The organism is Curtobacterium sp. RIT-PI-V (assembly GCF_025642935.1).
Classification (GTDB): Bacteria; Actinomycetota; Actinomycetes; order Actinomycetales; family Microbacteriaceae; genus Curtobacterium.
The window spans coordinates 233352-251925 of record NZ_JANZKM010000001.1 but is presented as its reverse complement, the minus strand read 5'-3'; the positions used below and the strand labels follow the sequence as shown (position 1 = coordinate 251925).

Genomic DNA, 18574 nt, shown 5'->3' with positions numbered 1-18574 from the left:
AATCCTACGGTGCCATCGCGACCGCTCGGTGATCGGAATTGACGCTTTGGTCTTCCATCGCGCACGATCGCTCGCTACGCTTCCTGATCATCGATCACCCGGATCGAACCGGACCGGAAGGCTCCCATGACCGACACCTTCGTGAGCGCCGAACTGGCCTCCCAGCCGGAGACCTGGCGCGCTGCCGCAGCACTCCTGCCGACCTTCTCGGACGCGCTCCCCCAGCCCGGTGAACGCGTCGCCGTGATCGGCTGCGGCACGAGCTGGTTCATCGCGATGAGCTACGCCGTCGCCCGTGAGCAGGCCGGCCTCGGGGTCACGGACGCCTTCGCCGGCTCCGAGTACCCCGCATCGCGCGAGTACGACCGCGTGCTCACCATCAGCCGCTCGGGCACCACGACCGAGATCGTCGACCTGCTGCAGGCCCTGCCGTCGCAGCGCACCGTCCTGATCACGGCCGTCGCGGACAGTCCCGCCGCGGCCGCCGCCGCCGACGTGGTCGCACTGCCCTTCGCCGACGAGCGCTCCGTCGTGCAGACACGGTTCGCCACCACCGCGCTCGCCCTGCTGCGCGCGTCGATCGGCGACGACGTCGAGGCCCTCGCCGCCCAGGCCGAGATCGCGCTGACCCTGCCGATCGACGACCTGCTCGACGCCGAGCAGGTCTCGTTCGTGGGCCGCGGTGCCGCCGTCGGCCTGACGTTCGAGGCCGCACTCAAGACGCGGGAGGCCGCGCAGTTCTGGGCGGAGTCCTACCCGGCGATGGACTACCGGCACGGGCCGATCGCCATCGCACAGCCCGGCCGGCTCGTCTGGTCGCTCGGTGCCGCACCGCAGGGGCTGGCCGACGAGGTCGCGGCCACCGGTGCGCGCTTCGTGCAGCACGACCTCGACCCGATCGCCGGCCTCGTCGTCGTGCACCGGTTCGCCGTCGCCCTGGCCGAGGGCCGCGGGCTGGACCCGGACAACCCCCGTTCGCTGACGCGGTCGGTCATCCTCACCTGATGGCGGGCGCAGGCGCGGTGCTCGGGGTCGACGTCGGCGGCACGGGCACCAAGGCCCGACTGACCGACGCCGACGGACGCGTCCTGGACGACACCCGGGTCCCGACGCCGCGCGACGATCCGTCGGGGCTCCGACTGGCCGTCGCCGTCGCCGACCTGGCAGTGCGGGCACTCGACCGCGGTCGGCTCGACGCCGTCGGGCTCGTCACGCCGGGCGTCGTCGACGAATCCGCCGGCACCGTCGTCCTCGCGGTGAACCTCGGGTGGCGGGACGTGCCGGTCCGCGACCTCGTGCGGGCCGAACTCGTCCGACGCGGTGTCGACGTCCCGATCGCCTTCGGCCACGACGTCCGCGCCGGTGCCCTCGCCGAGACCCACACCGGCGACTCGGCACTGTCCCGCGGATCGGTCGCGTTCGTGCCCGTCGGTACCGGCCTGGCCAGCGCGCTGGTCGTCGACGGCCAGGTCGTGTCCGGCGGCGGATGGGCGGGGGAGATCGGCCAGGTGCTGATCCCGTCCGGACCGCACGCGGGGCTCCGGGTCGAGGAGATCGCATCGGCCGGGGGAGTCGCACGCCGCTCCGGGTCGGCATCGGCGCACGCAGCCACGCTCCGAGTGCGCGACGGCGACCCCGTGGCGACCGCCGTCTGGGACGACTGCGTCGCCGTGCTCGCGGACGCCCTCGCCTGGACGACCGCGGTCGCCGGCTGCCACACCGTCATCGTCGGCGGGGGACTCGCCGAGTCCGGCCCGCTGCTGTTCGGGCCGCTCCGCACGGCGGTGGCCGAGCGGCTCGTCGGGGTCCGCGCACCGGAGATCCTGCCGGCCGCCCACGGCGACGCCGCCGGAGCCATCGGCGCAGGTCTGCTCGCACGGCGGGTGCTCGAGGCCGGGGTCCTGCTGTGACCACAATCGTCCGCGCGCCACGCATCGTGACCGCCGCCCACGACCTGCACGACGGGTGGCTCGTCCTCGGCGACGACGCCACCGTGCTCGCGGTCGGTGCCGGCACACCGCCGCGCGCGGACTCCGCGGTGACCGTCGAGGGCACCGTCGTGCCGGGCCTCGTCGACCTGCACGCCCACGGCGCACTCGGCCACGACTTCGCGACGTGTTCCGCAGCGGACGCCCGAGCGGCGGCCGCGCACCACCGGTCACGGGGGACCACGACGCTCGTCGCCTCGATCGCGACCGGGCGTCCCGACGACACCGTCGCAGCGCTCACGCGCCTGCGCCCGCTCACCTCGGACGGAACGCTGGCGGGCCTGCACCTCGAAGGACCGTGGTTGTCCCCGGCCCGCCGCGGAGCCCACCGGGTGGACCTGCTCCACGCCCCGGACCCGCTCGAGGTCGACACGTACCTGGCGGCCGCCGACGGCGCGCTGCGGGTCGTGACACTCGCCCCCGAGCTCCCCGGCGCCCTCGACACCGTGGCGCGGTTCGTCGCCGCCGGGGTCGTCGTGGCGATCGGGCACACCGACGCCACCGCCGAGCAGACCCGCCGCGCCATCGACGCCGGCGCCACGCTCGTCACGCACCTGTTCAACGGCATGCCACCGCTCCACCACCGCACGCCGGGGCCGGTCGGGGCTGCCCTGACCGACGACCGCGTCCTGCTCGAGTGCATCGTCGACGGACACCACCTCGACCCGACCACGATCGGGCTCGTCCAGCGGAGTGCGCCAGGCCGCCTGGTGCTCGTGTCCGACGCGATGTCGGCGACGGGCTGCCCCGACGGTGACCACACCATCGCCGGGTCCGCGGTCACGGTCCGCGGCGGGGTCGCCGTGCTCGACGACGGGTCGTCGTTGGCGGGCAGCACGATCACCGTCGCCGACGCCGTCCGCGGGCTGCTGACGAGCGGGGTCGCGGTGCCCGAGGTCGTCGCCGCCTCCGCCACGCGTGCGGCTCGGCTGCTCGGTCGGCCGGCGCCGCTCACGGTCGGCGCACCCGCCGACCTCCTCATCCTCGACCCCGACACCGGTGCGGTGCGGGACCTCCTCCCGACGGCAGTGGTCTCGTGATCGTCGTCGTCACCCCGAACCCGGCCGTCGACGTGACGTACCGGGTCGCCGAACAGCGCATCGGCGAGACCCAGCGGGTCCTCGACGTCGCACGGCACCCGGGCGGCAAGGGCCTGAACGTCGGCCGGGTCCTGGCGGCGACCGGTGTCGCGACGCACGCCGTCCTGCCCCTCGGGGAGACGCCCGGCCGCTGGATCTCGGACGCGCTCGACGACCTCGGCCTCGACCACACCGACGTCGTGGTGTCCGGTACGACCCGCACGACCGTCACCGTGGTCGACGACGTCGCCCACCCGACGATGTTCGGTGAGCCCGGCCCGGTGCTCACCTGCTCCGAGTGGGACGCCGTCGCCGCAGCGGTCGACGGACTGCTCGGCCGCCACGACGCCACCGCCCTCGTGGTGTCCGGTTCGCTGCCCGGCGGTGCCGCACCCGATGTCGTCGCACGCTGGGTCGCCACGGCCCACGAGTACGGCGTGCTGAGCGTCGTGGACTGCTCCGGTTCCGCGCTGCTGGCGGCGGCGAGCGCGGGTGCCACCGTCTGCAAGCCCAATCGCGAGGAACTGCTCGAGGCCACCGGCGCCGCGGATGAACGCACCGCCGCCCTCCGGCTGCTGGAACGCGGCGCCGGCGTCGTCGTGGTCTCCCGCGGAGCGCACGGCATCGCCGCCCACACCACGGACCGCGTGCTCGAGGTCCCAGCGGTGCCCGGCGTCTCGGGCAACCCGACCGGGGCGGGCGACGCTGCGACCGCCGGTCTGGTCGGTGCCCTGGTCCGCGCCGGTGACCAGCAGAGCGCCGGCGCCCCCTTCGCCGACGACACCCTGCTCCGAGCGCTCCGGTCCGCCGCTGCCCACGGGGCCGCGGCCGTCCTGCGCCCGGTGGCGGGCGAGGTCGACCCCGCCGACGTCCACCGCTTCCTGACCCACCCCGACCGAACGAGGACCCCAGCATGATCACCGACCTCGCCCTGACGGGCCTGCTCGACACCGCCCGCACGGCACACCGCGGCGTCGGCGCGTTCAACGTCGTGCTGCTCGAGCACGCCGAGGCCATCGTCACCGGGGCCGAGCGCGCCGGACTCCCCGTCATCCTGCAGATCAGCGAGAACTGCGTCCGGTACCACGGTGGGCTCGCGCCGATCACGACCGCGACCCAGGCGATCGCGCGAGCCGCCGACGTCGACGTCCTGGTCCACCTCGACCACATCGAGGACCCGGACCTGGTCACCGCCGGCATCGACCTCGGCGTGGACTCCGTCATGTACGACGGCTCGCACCTGGACTTCGCGGCGAACGTCGCTGCCACCCGTGACCTCGCGGTCCGGTGTCACGCCGCAGGCGTCGCCATCGAGGCCGAACTCGGCGAGGTGGGCGGCAAGGACGGCGTGCACGCTCCGGGTGTCCGCACCGACCCCACCGATGCCGCCGCGTTCGTGGCCGACACCGGGGTCGACGCCCTGGCCGTCGCCGTCGGGACCTCGCACGCGATGCAGACCCGCGAGGCCTCGGTCGACCGCGACCTGGTGGAACGCCTGCGTGACGCGGTGCCGGTCTCGCTGGTCCTGCACGGTTCGTCCGGGCTGTCCGACGACGAACTGCGCGGCGCGGTGCAGGCCGGCATGACGAAGATCAACATCTCGACCCATCTGAACGGTCTGTTCACCCGCGCCCTGCGCACCGTGCTCGACGAGCGGCCCGACCTGGTCGACCCACGGAAGTACGTGTCGGCGGGGCGCGAGGCGGTCTCCACTGAGACGGCACGACTGCTGACGCTCCTGCACGGCTGAGCGGTGGTGGCCCGGGCAGCCGCAGTCCTCAGCAGAGCGGGACGTTCACCGCGAGCCCGCCCATGGCGGTCTCCTTGTACTTCGTCGACATGTCCGCCCCGGTCTGCCGCATGGTCTCGACGACCTGGTCGAGCGACACGTGGTGCACGCCGTCCCCACGCAGGGCCATCCGTGCGGCGTTGATCGCCTTGTTCGCCGCGATCGCGTTCCGCTCGATGCACGGGATCTGCACCAGGCCACCGATCGGGTCGCAGGTGAGCCCGAGGTTGTGCTCCATCGCGATCTCCGCGGCGTTCTCGACCTGTTCCGGGGTGCCCCCGAGGACCTCGGCGAGTCCGGCGGCCGCCATCGACGCGGCCGAGCCGACCTCGCCCTGGCAACCGACCTCGGCACCGGAGATCGATGCGCGCTCCTTGTAGATCGACCCGACGGCGCCGGCTGTGAGCAGGAACCGAACGACTGCGTCGTCCCGGTCGGCAGCGGTGATCGCGGGGACGTAGGTGAGCGCGTAGTACAGCACCGCGGGGATGATGCCGGCGGCGCCGTTGGTGGGTGCGGTGACGACCCGGCCGCCGGTGGCGTTCTCCTCGTTCACCGCCATGGCGACGAGGTTCACCCACTCCATGGCGAACAGCGGGTCGTGGTCGGGGTCCTCGCGCGTGAGCTGCTCGTACCACGTGGCTGCACGACGCCGGACGTCGAGCCCGCCGGGAAGGCACCCGTCACGGCGGACGGAGCGTTCGACGCACGAGTCCATGACGGCGTGGATGTCGAGCAGCCCGGTGCGGACGTCGGCGTCGGTCCGGGTGACCGACTCGTTGGCGAGCGCCACGCCGCTGATCGGCAGACCGGAGGAAGCGCAGGCGGCCAGCAGCTCGGCGCCGCTCGAGAACGCGAACGGGACGCGGTCGTCGACCGGGATCGCCGCCCCCGCGACCACGGCGCCGTCGTCCTCGGCACCGTCGTCAACGCCGTCGCGCGCGATGAAGCCGCCACCGATCGAGTAGTACGTCTCGTCAGCCAGGTCGTCACCGGACGCGTCACGGGCTCGCAGCCGCATGGCGTTCGGGTGCCGGGGCAGCATCGTGAGGGGGTGCAACACGATGTCGGCGATCCGGAACGGCACGGTCGCCCCACCGTCGAGCCGGAGCAGGCCGTCGCGTTCGAGGGCGTCGAGCGCCGACGACATCGCGTCCGGGTCGACCGTCTCGGGGTGGGACCCCATCAGGCCGGCGACCACGGCGCCGAGGGTGCCGTGGCCCTGCCCGGTCGACGCCAGTGAGCCGTACAGGTCGACGGCCACGGAAGCGACGGGCAGCCCGGCGATCAGGGACGCGAACTCGGCGCCGGCCCGCATCGGCCCGACGGTGTGCGAGCTCGAGGGACCGACACCCACGCTGAACAGATCGAAGACGGAGACCGGCACGCCGCCACACTAACCCGTCCGGACGGACCGGGTCTCGAGCTGGCCGCGCCGAGTCTCGGGCTGAGCGACAACTCACGGGCTCACGAGCACGAGAACTGTCGCTCACCGCGAGACTCGGCCTCCAGGATCAGCGGCGGGTGTTGCCCTCCGCCGGCACCACGAACCACAGGACGACGTAGGCGATCCACAAGGGGCCGGGGAAGAGGCTCAGGATCACCCAGCCGATCCGGACGAGGGTCCGGGACAGGCCGAAGCGATCGGCGAGGCCGGCGCAGACACCGGCGAGGATGCGGCCGTTACGGGGACGGGAGAGTGTGCTCATGGGGACGACGCTACGCACCGGCGACGAGCGAGGGCATCCGGGCAGTACCCCGGAGCACGGTGGGGACAACCCCCGAACGACCCCCGACGCCGGGCCCCCGACGCCCGTCAGGGGATGAGCACGATCTTCCCGCGGGTGTGCCGCTGCTCCAGCTGCTCGTAGGCGTCCTGCACCCGGTCGAGCGGGTAGGTCGCCGCGATCGGCACCTCGACCTCGCCGTTCGCCACCTGCATCGCCAGGGCGCCGAGGATCTCCGGGTCGGCCGTGTCCGCGCTGCCGGAGGCCTTCGCACCGACCTCGGCGGCAGCCTCGAAGGCGATGATCGTCTCGATGCGGTCGACCGGCACACCCAGGGCGATCCCGAGGTGCACGTACTCCGGACCGTACGTGTCGATGAGGGCGTCGATGCCGTTGGTGGCGAGCTCGGTGATCCGCTCGTGCAGGCCCTCGCCGTACGCGACGGGCCGTGCACGCTTCGACCGGAGCCACTCGTGGTTCGCCTCGGACGCGATCGCGATCACGTCGATGCCCTCGTTCGTCAGCAGCTGCGTGACGAACCCGCCGACACCACCGGCGGCACCGGACACGACGACGGTCTCGCCGGGTCGGGGGTCGACGGCTCGGACGGCTGCGGCAGCGGTGGTGGCGACGATGTCGAGCCCGCCGGCGACGGTCCAGTCGAGCAGTCGCGGCTTCTGCACGACCTGTTCGGCCGGCACCGAGACGTACTCGGCCTGGCTCGCGCGGTCCCACGACCAGCCGAGGACCTCTTCGCCCTCGTCGACGCCGTCGACGCCCTCGCCGACGGCCACGACGATGCCGGCGAAGTCGGTGCCCTGACCGGACGGCAGCGCGTCGGAGGACCCGCCGTCGAACAGCCCCTGACGGATCGCCGACTCGCCCGGGTTGATGCCGGCGGCGCGGACGCGCACGAGCACCCGACCGGCGGTGGCCTCGGGGACGGGGACCTCGGCGACGTGCAGCACGGAGCGGTCGCCCCACTCGTCGAAGCGGACAGCGCGCATGGTCTCCGGGATCTCAGTCATCGCGTCCGACGGTACCCCGAGCCCCACGAACAGTCCGCGTGGACCGCTCCATCGCGACAACGGTGGGAGACTGACCCCATGCCCATCCTCAACAAGGACATGCAGGTCTGCATGTCGCTCGCGGCCCGGCCGAGCAACATCGGCACCCGGTTCCACAACTTCCTGTACGACGAGCTCGGGCTCGACTTCTTGTACAAGGCGTTCACCACGACCGACCTGCCCGGCGCCGTGGCCGGCATCCGCGCCCTCGGCATCCGCGGCTGCTCGGTGTCGATGCCCTTCAAGGAGGCGATCATCCCGCTGGTCGACCACATCGAGGAGTCCGCCGCCGCCATCCAGTCGGTGAACACGGTCGTGAACGACGACGGCGTGCTCACCGCGTCGAACACCGACTACGAGGCGATCGCCGCGCTGCTCGCCTCGCACGACGTCGACACCGCGTCCCGCGTGCTGCTCCGCGGCTCCGGCGGCATGGCGAAGGCCGTGACCGCTGCCTTCCGCGGCGCCGGCTTCGACCGCCTGACGGTCGTCGCCCGCAACGAGCAGACCGGTTCGGCGCTCGCGTCGCAGTACGGCTACGAGTGGGTCGCCGAGGAGCGCGAGGCGGGGGAGTCCGACCTGGTGGTCAACGTCACGCCCCTCGGCATGCGGGGCGACCAGCAGGACGCGCTCGCCTTCGCGCAGGGCCGGATCGAGGCGGCCCACACGGTCTTCGACGTGGTCGCGTTCCCGTCGGAGACCCCGTTGGTCCGTGCGGGGCGGGATGCCGGCAAGCACGTCATCACCGGAGCGGAGGTCATCGCGCTGCAGGCGGCCCGCCAGTTCGAGCGGTACACGGGCGTCGCCCTCACGGACGACCAAGTGGCGCGCGCCAGCGAGTTCTCGCGCGCCGAGTAGTCGACGCGACCAGAAGACGGACGGGAGGCCCGTGGCGGCGCCGCCACGGGCCTCCCGTCCGTCTCGTGGGACGTCTCAGGCGTTCGCCGCGCGTCCGACGGCCACCCACCCGAGCCGGCGCAGCGTCTCGTGGTTGCGTACCCAGATGAGCGGCTGCATGAGGAAGTCGGGGACGTGGGCGCCCGGACCGGCGACGGCGTTCTCGACGATCGTGACCTTGCAGCCCTTGCGGTGCGGCTCCACGGTGAGTTCCACACGGGCCTCGCCGATCGGCCAGCCCTTCGGCTGGATCACCATGCGGTGGGGCGGGTCCCACACCAAGGACGTCGTGACGTCGTCGATGACGATCGGCCACGCGCCGAACGAGTGGTGCAGGTGTGTGCCGACCGCTGGCCAACCGGGTTCCTCACCACGCATACGCGAGGCACCGACCACCCAGGTCGTGTAGAGCCAGCCGTCGCCGAGCACGTCGAAGACGTCCTCGGGAGCGCAGTGCAGGATGCGGACGTTCTTCGCCATGGTGATCAGCCTTCCGGGGTGAGGTCGACGTCGTCGGGCAGTCCGAAGGTGTGCCGGAGCGCACTCTTCGCGGCACGCCAACCGGCCATGCCGTGCACGCCGGGGCCGGGGGCGGACGACTCGGAGCACAGGTACATGCCACCGCCCATCCGCCACGGGTCACTGGACAGCACCGGGCGCTTCACGAGCTGCCAGAAGCTCGCGGCCCCGGCGGCGATGTCACCGCCGACGTAGTTCGGGTTGTGGTCCGACATGTGCGCAGCCGTGCGGCTCGACGTGTGCAGGATCGTGTCGCGGAACCCCGGCGCGAACCGTTCGACCTGGCGCGTGATCGCCTCGGTCTGGTCGACGTCGGACCCCGACGGCACGTGCGCGTAGGCCCAGAAGACGTGCTTCCCCTCCGGCGCACGGGTCGGGTCGACGACGGTCGGCTCGGAGCCGAGCACGTACGGCCGTTCGGCGTGCTGGCCGCGCGCGACCGACCCCTCCGCCGCCGCGATCTCGGCTCGTGTCCCACCGATGTGCACGGTGCCGGCCCGGCGCAGCGCCTCGTTCGTCCACGGCACCGGGTCGGACAGTGCGAAGTCGACCTTCGCGGCCGCGTTGCCGAACCGGAACCGGCGGAGCGCACCGCGCTTCGGCGTGGGGATCTGCGACCCGGCGATCCGCAGCATGCCGGGGACACTCGTGTCGAACAGCACCGCCTTCGCCGGGGTGAGGTCGCCGAGCGACCGGACCTCGTGCCCGGTGACGATCCGTCCGCCGTGCGCGACGAGGTCGTCGGCGAGCGCGTCGACGATCGCCTGGCTGCCGCCGATCGGCACGGGCCAGCCGCGGGCGTGCGCGTAGGCGCCGAGCGACAGCGCCGCGGCGGCCGTCGACAGCGAGGGCATGTGCTGGATGGAGTGCGCGGCGACGCCGGACACCATCGCCGGCGCGGCGTCCTGCCGGAAGCGGGCGTTCCAGGCACTGCTGCCCTGCTCGAAAGCGCGGAGGCCGAACCGCAGCACCGTGAGCGGGTGTCGCGGCACGTGCAGGAGGGCGTCGGTGGCGAAGTCGGCGACCTGGTCGGCCGCGCGGGCGAGCGGCCCCATCAGGTTCCGGAAGGCCGGGCCGTCCACGCCGAGCTCGGCGGCCGTCCGTTCGAGGTCCTGGTACGCGATGCCCGCGCGACCGCCGTCGAGCGGGTGCCCGTACTGCACCTCGGGCAGACGGAGCTCGATGCGCTCCTCCATGCGGAACAGTCGGAAGAACTCGGACTGCAGTGCCATCGGGTGCACGGCCGAGCAGACGTCGTGCAGGAACCCCGGCAGCGTGAGTTCCTCGGTGCGGGCGCCGCCGCCGATGGTGTCGTTCCGTTCGACCACCTCGACGGACAGGCCCGCGCGGGCGAGTGTCACCGCCGCCGCGAGTCCGTTCGGACCGGCACCGACCACGACCGCATCAACCATGGTCCGAGCCTAGGGACTCGTGTCTGCGCGTGGTCCCGGTTCAGGGGCGGGCGACGTCGGGGTCTGCGGGGTCGGAACCGTCCTCGTCGCCGTCGGCGTCGTCCGGCTCGTCGGCGTCGACCGGCGTCGAGCCCACGGGGTGCTCGGCGAGCAACGTCGCGAAGTCCTCGTCGAGCATCTGCTGCAGGCGGTCGTCGCGGCCGATCTCGTAGTCGTCGGCTGGACGCTGCGCCCAGCCGAGGCGCCCGACCACCGTGGTGCCGATGTCGTCCCAGGCTCGGGCACGGGCGGCGAGCACGATGCCGTCGACGAAGTGCTGGTCGTCACGGCGCTTGTCGAGCATCGTCGCGAGTTGCTCGTACGTCGCCTCACGCGTGCGCAGCTTGAGGTCGTCACCTCGGCGGTAGTCGTGCTGGTGCCGTGAGCGGCCCTTCGACTTGCTCGACGTCGACCGGATCTCCCGCATGCGCGCGGCGTCACCCCGCTGCTCGTCGGCCATGCGGTGGAGCTCCTCGCGCGCGGCCTCGGCGATCAGCGCGTGGTCGAAGTACCCCTGGTCGCGCAGCGCATTGGTGATGATCCGGTTGCCGACCGCGATCGTGACCGCGGCCTTCGCGATGAGGAACCCCTCGTCGACGGCCCGCTTCAGTTCGACCTGGCTGATGGGTCGATCGCGCACGTCGTGGTTGCGTCGTCCGAACAAGGCCATGCTCCGACGATACCGGCGTCCGGTGACCATCCGTCGGCAGGTGGACCCGCATCACGCCCTGGAGGGACGACACGCCCCGAGTGGTTCCGTAGCGTCGGGCGCATGGTCACGTACACGGAGTCCCCCCGCACCGGTCTCGGCACCGCGAGCCTCGTCCTCGGGATCTGTTCGCTGCTCGCCGGTTGGACGTTCATCGCGCCGATCGTCGGGCTGTGCCTGGGCGTCGCGTCGCGCAGCCGGGAACCGCTCGCCCGTGGTCGCGCGGGCTGGGGGATCTTCCTGAACCTCATCGCGCTCGCCGTCTGGATCCTGCTGCTCGTGCTGGCGGTCGTCGGCGGGGTGTTCGCGGTCTGGCAGGGCGCGACGCACAGCTCCTGACGCGCACGCACGGCGGAGGCGGGGGGTCTCGCCTAGAGCAGCAGGCCGTAGACGGCGACGTCGGCGCGGACGGGGCCGAGCGGCAGCGCACCCCGCAGGGTCCCCTCGTGGGCGAACCCGAGCCGTTCGGCGAGCGCCCGGCTACGGACGTTGTCGACCCCGGTCCGGATCTCGAGCCGTGCCGTGCCGCGTGCCCGCGCGACCTCGACCAGGACCCCGGCGGCCCGCCCCGCGACACCACGACCCTCGTGTCCGGCGTCCACCCAGTAGCCGAGTGAGGCCTGGCCCAGGTACGGGTCGAAGGTCAGCGACGCCACCCCGACGATGCGGTCGTCGGAACGGATGACGCAGGGGAGCGCGCGGTCCATCGCGAACTGGCCGAGCAGCCGTTCGGTGTGCAGGCCGATCGTGTCGCGGTCCTGCGGATCCCACGCCCACGGTTCGGCCGCACGCAGCCGGTCCAGGTTCGCGCGCACGAGTTCCAGCACCGGGTCGACCGTCGTCAGGTCGCGCAGCGTCAGCGTGTACCCGTCGCCGAGGTCCCGCCCGAATGCCGCCACCCGTCAGAGACTATGCACGCCCGGGCCTACTCGTACCGGAGCGCCTCGATCGGGTTCTGCCGTGCGGCGCGGCGTGCGGGGAGGGTGCCGGCGAGGAACGCGATGAACATCACGACGAGGATGATCGTCGCCACCGAGCTCGGCGCGAACTGCATGATCTGCAGGCCAGGCAGGTCCTTGAGCAGCGTGCCCGCGAGCACGTTCGAGATGCCCGTCCCGAGCAGGATCGCGACACCGGCTCCGATGGCGCTGCCGAGGAAGCCGATGAAGACCGCCTCGAGCGAGAACAGCGTGTAGACCTTGCCGCCGCCCATGCCCATCGCCTTCATCAGGCCGATCTCGCGGGTGCGTTCCTGCACGCTCATCAGCAGCGTGTTGATGATGCCGAAGCCCGCAGCCACCAGGGCGATGACGGCGAAGGCGTTCAGGACCCCGACGATGCCGCTGATGACGGTCTGGAACTGGCCGAGCTGGTCCTGGATGGTCTGCCCGAGGAACCCGTCGTCCGACAGCGCCTTCTTGACCGTGGTCGTGGAGGCCCCGGAGTCGAGCGTCGCGGTGGCGCTGGCGTACGAGGTCGCGATCGAGTCCGGCTTGCCGATCTCCTGCGCGGCCTGCATCGCGTCGGTGAGTGCGGCGTTCGCCCCGGCACCGCCGCCGAACAGCGACTCGTTCTGCACACCGACCACCGTCGCGGTGAGGGTGTGCTCCTTGCCCTGGTAGTCGTCCACCGCGAAGGTGAGTTCCTTGCCGACGGCGGCCTTCGCGCTGCCGAGTCCGAGGTTCTCCAGGTAGTTCGTCGGCAGGATCACCTGGTTCGCGTCGGTGTCGTCGTCGAGCTGCTTCCCGCTCGCCAGGTCGGCGTCGAGCTCCCCCGCGTTGGCGGTCAGGGAGACGACGTACTTGCCGTCGTCGCCGTGCTCGGCGTACTTCGGCGCCAGGGCGACCGCCGGACGGATGCTCTTGATGCCGTCGATCGCGCGGATGTCGTCGACGTCGGACTGCGACAGGTACGAGAACGACGCCGGACCGCGGTCGACGCTCTGGCCGGATTCGTCGGGGTCGTACTCCGCCGGCCCGCTGTCGGTCGACGTGGCGTCGACGGCTTTCGTGATGGTCAGGGAACCGGTGTCGCCGATCGACGAGACCTGGGTGTCGATGTAGTTGCTGACCCCCGTGCCGATCGCCGAGGTCAGCGTGATCGTGAAGGCGCCGATGAAGATCGCGATGACGGTCAGGGTCGTGCGCAGCTTCGACCGGAAGGTGTTCGAGACCGCGGTGCGGAGCAGGTCGAGGAAGTTCATGCGGAGTGCCTTCCGTGCGTGGCCTGCTGGTCGACGGCGGCACCGGCGGTGGGCGTGCCGTCCGGTCCACCGACGATGAGTCCGTCGCGGACGTTGACGCTGCGGTCGCAGCGGGCGGCGAGTTCTTCGTCGTGCGTGACCACGACGAGCGTGATCCCGCGTTCGCGCTGCAGGCCGAAGAGCATGTCCTCGACCACCTGCCCGGTGTTCGTGTCGAGGTTGCCGGTCGGCTCGTCGGCGAAGATGACGCTCGGCTCGCCGACCAGCGCGCGTGCGATGACCACGCGCTGCTTCTGCCCGCCGGACAGGTCGTTGGCGTCGTTCTTCGCCTTGTCGGCCAGACCGAGGGAGTCGAGCGCCGCCATGCCGCGGCGCTTCCGTTCGGCCCCGGCGACGCCCGCGATCTTGAGCGGCAGCACGACGTTGTCGAGGACCGAGGTCTTGGGGGTCAGGAAGAACTGCTGGAACACGAACCCGAAGGTGCTGTTGCGCGTGCGGTTCACCTGGCGGGCGCCGAGCGTCGCCGCGTCGGTGCCGTCGAGCAGGACCTGCCCGGTCGACGGCTTGTCGAGCAGTGCGAGCAGGTGCATGAGCGTCGACTTGCCCGAGCCGGACTTGCCGACGATCGCCAGGCTCTCGCCCTGGTGCACCTGGAGTGACACCCCCTTGAGCGCATCGAACCGCGTCGGGCCTCGGCCGTAGGTCCTGGCGAGGTCACGGGCCTCGAGCACGGGAGTGGTCATGGCCCCACCGTAGTGTCCGCTGCACGACTGCAAGTTTGCGTTTGCTGTAGATCATGTGACGTTCCGGTTACAGTCGGGCCATGCCCGACACCGCGCCCGCCACCGAGATGGGTCTGCGCGACCGCAAGCGGATCGAGACACGCCACCGCATCGCGGAGGCGGCTCGGTCCCTCGCGCTCGAGCAGGACATCGACCACACCACGATCGAACAGATCGCCGCACGCGCCGAGGTGTCGCCCCGCACGTTCTTCAACTACTTCGAGAGCAAGGAGGACGCGGTCCTCGGGCACACCGAGCTCGACCTGGACGCCGAGACCCTGGCAGCGCACCTCGAGACCGTCGCGGGGGAGCCGGCTGCGCAGGCCGTGGTCGACCTGGCGTTCCTGGTGTTCGGCTCGTCGTTCGGCGACGAGCACGAGCGGCTCGCCCGGAAAGAGGTCATCGTGCGCTTCCCGCAGCTCATGCGCCGCCAGGTCAGCCGGATGACGACCGTGGCCGAGGCGATGACCGGTGCGGTGCGCACGATCCTCGAACGCGATCCGGCGTGGGGACCGGACGCCGCGACCCCGCAGGCCGCCGAGATGCTGCTCGGTATGTGCATGACCGGCCTGCGGAGCTCGGCGCGCCACGAGGGTTCCGACCCGGAAGAGGTCCGCGCCCGCGTCGTCGCGTCGATCCGCGACACGGCTGCGCGGGTCACGGCTTCGTGATGAAGCCCTCCTTCACCATCCAGTCGAACGCGACGTCGGCCGGCTCGCGCCCCTCGACGTCGACCTGACGGTTCAACTCCTGCAGCACGGCGTCGGTGAGCTTCGGCGAGATCTGGTCGTAGACGTCCGCGAGCTGCGGGTACTCCTTCAGGGTGGCCGAGTCGAGCACCGGGGCGACGTTGTACGCCGGGAAGAAGCCCTTGTCGTCCTCGAGCACGGTCAGGCCGAGTGACTTGATGCGGCCGTCGGTGGTGAAGACCTCGCCGAAGTTGCACTTGCCGCGGTCGGTGGCCGTGTAGACCGTGCCGGTGTCGAGGATGCTGACGTTGTCGCTCGGGATCCCGTTGTCGCCCGAACCGCCGAGCTCCAAGCCGTACTTCTTCAGCATCGGCTTGAACCCGTCGGCACGCGAGTTGAACTCCGACTCCACGCAGAAGGTGCGTTCGTCGACCGGCAGCTTCGCGATGTCGGACAGGGTCGTGACGTCGCCGAGCTCCTTGACCGCCTCGTCCCGCACCGCGAACGCGTAGGTGTTGTTCATCGGCGCCGGGTCGAGCCACGTGAGCCCGTTGCCGGCGTCCTCCTTCTTGACCGCTTCCCACTGCTCGGTCTTGTCCGGGATCCCCTCGGTGTGGCCCATGAAGGTCAGCCAGGCGGTGCCGGTGTACTCGTACGTGAAGTCCGCACCGTGCGAGGTCATCAACTCGCGGACCGCGACGCTGCCCGGCACGTTGGTCTCGTCGGTGACGTCGAACCCGGCGGCCTTCGCAGCGAGCACGGCGATCTTGCCGAGCACGAGCTGCTCGGTGAAGTTCTTCGACGTCACGGTGATGTGGGCACCGTCCGGCAGGTCGTCGATGCGCTCGATGGTGCCGGGACCGGCCTCGGGGACGAAGGACGTCGCGGGCTGCAGGCCACAGCCGGCCAGGACGAGCGCAGTGGTGCCGGCGAGCGCGACGGCGGCCCCGCGGCGGAGGCGGCGGGTACGGCGGTTCATCGGAGTCCCTTCGGACGTGCGACGGTCTCGACCACGCGGCCGAGCCAGTCGATGGAGAGGGCGAGGAGCGCCACGAGCAGCGCCCCGGCGACGAGCACCTTCGGCAGGAAGAGCGTCACGCCCGTGGTGATGAGGAGACCGAGGCCACCAGCGCCGACGAAGGTGGCCAGGCTCGCGGTGCCGACGAGCAGCACGAGCGCCGTCCGGATGCCGGAGAGCATGACCGGCACGGCGAGGGGCAGCTCGACGCGCATCAGCACGCTGAACGCGCTCATGCCCATGCCGCGGCCGGCCTCGACGAGCCGCGAGTCGACGCTCTGCACGCCGATCATGGTGTTCCGGAGGACCGGCAGGATCGCGTAGAGCACGAGTGCGACCACGGCGGACCAGCTGTTCAGGCCGAGCCACGCGGCGAGCAGCACGATCAGGCCGACAGCGGGGGCCGCCTGTCCGAAGTTCGCGACGGCGAGGACGTACGGGCTCGCCCGACGCAGCGGTCCGCGCGTGAGGACGATGCCGAGCGGGATGCCGATCACGAGCACCAGCACCGTCGACTGCAGTGTGAGCACCAGGTGCTGCCCGGTGAGCGCGAGGATGTCCGACGGGTTGAGCGTCGTGCGCTCGGTCGGGGTCAGGTCCGCCGTGGCGAGCCAGATCGCGAATCCGGCGAGCACGACGAGGATCGCGATCGGCTGGAACAACAGGCCCTTCCAGGACGTGCTGGCGCCGGTGGCGGGTCCGGCGGCGACAGCACTCACAGGTCTTCCCCGGAGGGCGCGATCACGGGCGCGGCCGGCGAGGACGGCAGCGTCTCGATCTGGTTGGTGTTCGTGCCGACCGGCGTGTACGCGCGGTCGTCGGCGGCTGCCGCACGCGACCGGGTGATGGCCTCCATGACGACCTCGACCGTGATGACACCGCGGAACGCCTCGCCCCGACCGGTGACCAGTGCGGCCCCGGCGCTCGAGACGAGCATGGTGTCGAGCGCGTCGTTGAGCGTCGAGGCCTCGCCCACGATGGGCAGCTCCGGGTCGACGCCGTCCGGGATCCGGTCGAGACGCTCGAGCTGCCGGCGCGACGGCCAGCCGATCGGCCGCTGCCGACGGTCGACCACGACGGCGTGCCCGTGACCTCCGGCCTCCTGCATGCGCTGCAGGACGGCCTTCGCCTCTTCGCCGGGGGAGCAGGTCACCGCGGAGACGACCTCGACGTCGCGGACGCGGTTCAGGGTGAGCTGCTTCAACCCGGCGCCCGAGCCGATGAAGTTCTCGACGAACTCGTTCGCCGGCTCCGCCAGGATCCGCTCCGGGGTGTCGTACTGCACGATGTGTGCACCCTCGGTGAAGATGACGATCCAGTCGCCGAGCTTCACGGCCTCGTCGAAGTCGTGGCTGACGATGACGATCGTCTTGTGCAGCTCTTCCTGGATGCGCAGGAGCTCGTCCTGCAGCCGCTGCCGGGTGATCGGGTCGACCGCACCGAACGGCTCGTCCATCAGCAGGACGGGCGGGTCCGCGGCGAGCGCACGAGCGACACCGACGCGCTGCTGCTGGCCGCCGGAGAGTTCGCGGGGGTAGCGGTCACGGTAGGTGTCGGGGTCGAGCGAGACGAGGTCGAGCAGCTCGTCGACGCGCGCCGCGATCTTCTCCTTCGACCAGCCGAGCATCTTCGGCACGATCGCGATGTTCGCTGCGACGGTCATGTGCGGGAAGAGCCCGCCGGCCTGGATCACGTAGCCCATCCGGCGGCGGAGCTCGTCGGCGTCGATGCCGGTCACGTCGTCGTCACCGACGACGATGCGGCCCTCGGTGGGCTCGATCAGACGGTTGATCATCTTGAGGGTCGTCGTCTTGCCGCAGCCGGACGGGCCGACGAGCATGACGATCTTGCCGGCCGGGATCTCGAGGGTGATGCCGTCGACGGCGGGCTTCGACTGCCCGGGGTACCGCTTGGTGACCTCGTCGAGCAGGATGCTGCGGCCGGTGACGTCCCCGTCGGGCGCGGTGGTGGTGGCGGAGTCAGTGCTGGACACGGATACCTCTCGAGATGGTCAGGCGGCCGAGGCCGAGGAGGAGCAGGTCGAGGACGAGGGCGAGCAGGACGACGCCGACCACCCCGACGACCACGGAGTACAGGGCGTTCGCGCCGCCGAGGCGCGAGAGTCCGGAGAAGATGAAGCCGCCGAGCCCGGGGCCGAGCGCGTAGGCGGCGATGGCTGCGATGCCCATCACCATCTGGGCGGACACGCGGACGCCGCTCAGGATGATCGGCCAGGCCATGGGCAGTTCGACCTGCACGAGGGTCCGGAACCGGCTCATGCCGATGCCGCGCGCGGACTCCACCACGCTCGGCGGGATCTCGGCGAGGCCGACGACCGCGTTGCGCAGGATGGGGAGCGCGGCGAAGAAGACGACCGTCACGACGGACGGCAGCACGCCGAAGCCGAGCGGGACGATGAGCAGGCCGATGACCGCGAAGGACGGCAGGGTGAGGCCGATGGCGGACACCCCGTTCGCGACGGAGGTCAGGCGGGGACTGCGGTAGACGAGTGTGGCGAGCACCACGGCGATGACCGTGGCGAGCACCGTGCACTGGACCACCAGTGAGAAGTGCTGCCACGACGAGAACCAGATCTGGCTCCATCGCTCCACGACGTACTGGAACACGGGTGGGCGCTCCCCTTCCGGTCGGCCGA

The 18574-nt window shown here is 71.6% G+C and carries 21 protein-coding genes; 8 read left to right on the top strand and 13 right to left on the bottom strand.

All coding sequences use genetic code 11. The annotated features are described in order from the left end of the window. Positions 1-126: 126 nt before the first annotated feature. Genes OGL88_RS01315 through OGL88_RS01295 form a run of 5 tightly spaced genes read left to right on the top strand, consistent with a single transcriptional unit; the run spans position 127 to position 4817 of the window. Positions 127-1005 (top strand): SIS domain-containing protein, encoded by an 879-nt coding sequence (locus tag OGL88_RS01315; protein WP_263089343.1) that lies wholly within the window; start codon positions 127-129, stop codon positions 1003-1005. After that, positions 1005-1910, top strand: coding sequence for an ROK family protein (locus OGL88_RS01310; protein ID WP_263089342.1), 906 nt, complete (start codon positions 1005-1007; stop codon positions 1908-1910). Before OGL88_RS01315 ends, OGL88_RS01310 begins: the two co-directional genes overlap by 1 nt. Next, positions 1907-3028 carry an N-acetylglucosamine-6-phosphate deacetylase gene (nagA, locus tag OGL88_RS01305; protein ID WP_263089341.1) on the top strand — a complete coding sequence of 374 codons (1122 nt, stop codon included), beginning with the start codon at positions 1907-1909 and terminating at the stop codon, positions 3026-3028. The genes OGL88_RS01310 and nagA overlap by 4 nt, the downstream gene beginning before the upstream one ends. After that, positions 3025-3984, top strand: coding sequence for a 1-phosphofructokinase family hexose kinase (locus OGL88_RS01300; RefSeq protein ID WP_263089340.1), 960 nt, complete (start codon positions 3025-3027; stop codon positions 3982-3984). The genes nagA and OGL88_RS01300 overlap by 4 nt, the downstream gene beginning before the upstream one ends. Then, positions 3981-4817 carry a class II fructose-bisphosphate aldolase gene (locus tag OGL88_RS01295; RefSeq protein WP_263089339.1) on the top strand — a complete coding sequence of 279 codons (837 nt, stop codon included), beginning with the start codon at positions 3981-3983 and terminating at the stop codon, positions 4815-4817. The genes OGL88_RS01300 and OGL88_RS01295 overlap by 4 nt, the downstream gene beginning before the upstream one ends. A gap of 28 nt (positions 4818-4845) precedes the next feature. Here the strand turns inward: OGL88_RS01295 and OGL88_RS01290 are convergent, their stop codons facing one another. The 3 genes from OGL88_RS01290 to OGL88_RS01280 form a co-directional block, all read right to left on the bottom strand. Next, entirely contained in the window at positions 4846-6243 is a 1398-nt protein-coding gene (locus tag OGL88_RS01290) for an L-serine ammonia-lyase (RefSeq protein WP_263089338.1), read from the bottom strand. Positions 6244-6370: 127 nt separating this feature from the next. Beyond that, entirely contained in the window at positions 6371-6565 is a 195-nt protein-coding gene (locus OGL88_RS01285; protein ID WP_111083567.1) for a PspC domain-containing protein, read from the bottom strand. A gap of 107 nt (positions 6566-6672) precedes the next feature. Then, a complete protein-coding gene (locus tag OGL88_RS01280; protein ID WP_263089337.1) occupies positions 6673-7611 on the bottom strand; it encodes an NADP-dependent oxidoreductase in 939 nt (312 codons plus the stop codon). A 78-nt stretch (positions 7612-7689) separates the two neighbouring features. Here OGL88_RS01280 and OGL88_RS01275 point away from each other — a divergent pair, with 78 nt between their 5' ends. After that, on the top strand, positions 7690-8508 hold the full coding sequence (locus tag OGL88_RS01275) for a shikimate 5-dehydrogenase (protein ID WP_263089336.1): 819 nt from the start codon (positions 7690-7692) through the stop codon (positions 8506-8508). A 75-nt stretch (positions 8509-8583) separates the two neighbouring features. On the opposite strand, the gene OGL88_RS01270 is transcribed toward OGL88_RS01275, so the two are convergent. From OGL88_RS01270 to OGL88_RS01260, 3 genes are read right to left on the bottom strand one after another with little or no spacing between them, the layout of a single operon-like run. Further along, entirely contained in the window at positions 8584-9027 is a 444-nt protein-coding gene (locus OGL88_RS01270; protein WP_263089335.1) for an SRPBCC family protein, read from the bottom strand. 5 nt (positions 9028-9032) lie between these two features. Continuing rightward, positions 9033-10478 (bottom strand): phytoene desaturase family protein, encoded by a 1446-nt coding sequence (locus OGL88_RS01265; RefSeq protein ID WP_263089334.1) that lies wholly within the window; start codon positions 10476-10478, stop codon positions 9033-9035. 40 nt (positions 10479-10518) lie between these two features. After that, positions 10519-11187: a hypothetical protein gene (locus OGL88_RS01260; protein ID WP_263089333.1), complete on the bottom strand. Its 669-nt coding sequence runs from the start codon at positions 11185-11187 to the stop codon at positions 10519-10521. Between the two features lie 102 nt (positions 11188-11289). Here OGL88_RS01260 and OGL88_RS01255 point away from each other — a divergent pair, with 102 nt between their 5' ends. Continuing rightward, positions 11290-11565, top strand: coding sequence for a hypothetical protein (locus OGL88_RS01255; RefSeq protein WP_263055414.1), 276 nt, complete (start codon positions 11290-11292; stop codon positions 11563-11565). A gap of 32 nt (positions 11566-11597) precedes the next feature. On the opposite strand, the gene OGL88_RS01250 is transcribed toward OGL88_RS01255, so the two are convergent. From OGL88_RS01250 to OGL88_RS01240, 3 genes are read right to left on the bottom strand one after another with little or no spacing between them, the layout of a single operon-like run. Then, positions 11598-12125, bottom strand: coding sequence for a GNAT family N-acetyltransferase (locus OGL88_RS01250; RefSeq protein ID WP_263055413.1), 528 nt, complete (start codon positions 12123-12125; stop codon positions 11598-11600). 26 nt (positions 12126-12151) lie between these two features. Next, positions 12152-13429, bottom strand: a complete 1278-nt coding sequence (locus OGL88_RS01245; protein WP_263055412.1) for an ABC transporter permease — start codon at positions 13427-13429, stop codon at positions 12152-12154. Next, positions 13426-14172, bottom strand: coding sequence for an ABC transporter ATP-binding protein (locus OGL88_RS01240; protein ID WP_263055411.1), 747 nt, complete (start codon positions 14170-14172; stop codon positions 13426-13428). Before OGL88_RS01240 ends, OGL88_RS01245 begins: the two co-directional genes overlap by 4 nt. 80 nt (positions 14173-14252) lie before the next feature. Here OGL88_RS01240 and OGL88_RS01235 point away from each other — a divergent pair, with 80 nt between their 5' ends. After that, positions 14253-14882, top strand: a complete 630-nt coding sequence (locus tag OGL88_RS01235; protein WP_263055410.1) for a TetR/AcrR family transcriptional regulator — start codon at positions 14253-14255, stop codon at positions 14880-14882. Here the strand turns inward: OGL88_RS01235 and OGL88_RS01230 are convergent. Genes OGL88_RS01230 through OGL88_RS01215 form a run of 4 tightly spaced genes read right to left on the bottom strand, consistent with a single transcriptional unit; the run spans position 14869 to position 18545 of the window. Then, positions 14869-15879: a glycine betaine ABC transporter substrate-binding protein gene (locus OGL88_RS01230; RefSeq protein ID WP_263055409.1), complete on the bottom strand. Its 1011-nt coding sequence runs from the start codon at positions 15877-15879 to the stop codon at positions 14869-14871. The two genes, OGL88_RS01235 and OGL88_RS01230, sit on opposite strands and share 14 nt — an antisense overlap. Further along, positions 15876-16637 carry an ABC transporter permease gene (locus OGL88_RS01225; RefSeq protein ID WP_111083579.1) on the bottom strand — a complete coding sequence of 254 codons (762 nt, stop codon included), beginning with the start codon at positions 16635-16637 and terminating at the stop codon, positions 15876-15878. The genes OGL88_RS01230 and OGL88_RS01225 overlap by 4 nt, the downstream gene beginning before the upstream one ends. Continuing rightward, a complete protein-coding gene (locus OGL88_RS01220) occupies positions 16634-17911 on the bottom strand; it encodes an ABC transporter ATP-binding protein (protein WP_111083580.1) in 1278 nt (425 codons plus the stop codon). The genes OGL88_RS01225 and OGL88_RS01220 overlap by 4 nt, the downstream gene beginning before the upstream one ends. Beyond that, positions 17898-18545: an ABC transporter permease gene (locus OGL88_RS01215; RefSeq protein WP_111083581.1), complete on the bottom strand. Its 648-nt coding sequence runs from the start codon at positions 18543-18545 to the stop codon at positions 17898-17900. The genes OGL88_RS01220 and OGL88_RS01215 overlap by 14 nt, the downstream gene beginning before the upstream one ends. Positions 18546-18574: the final 29 nt, after the last annotated feature.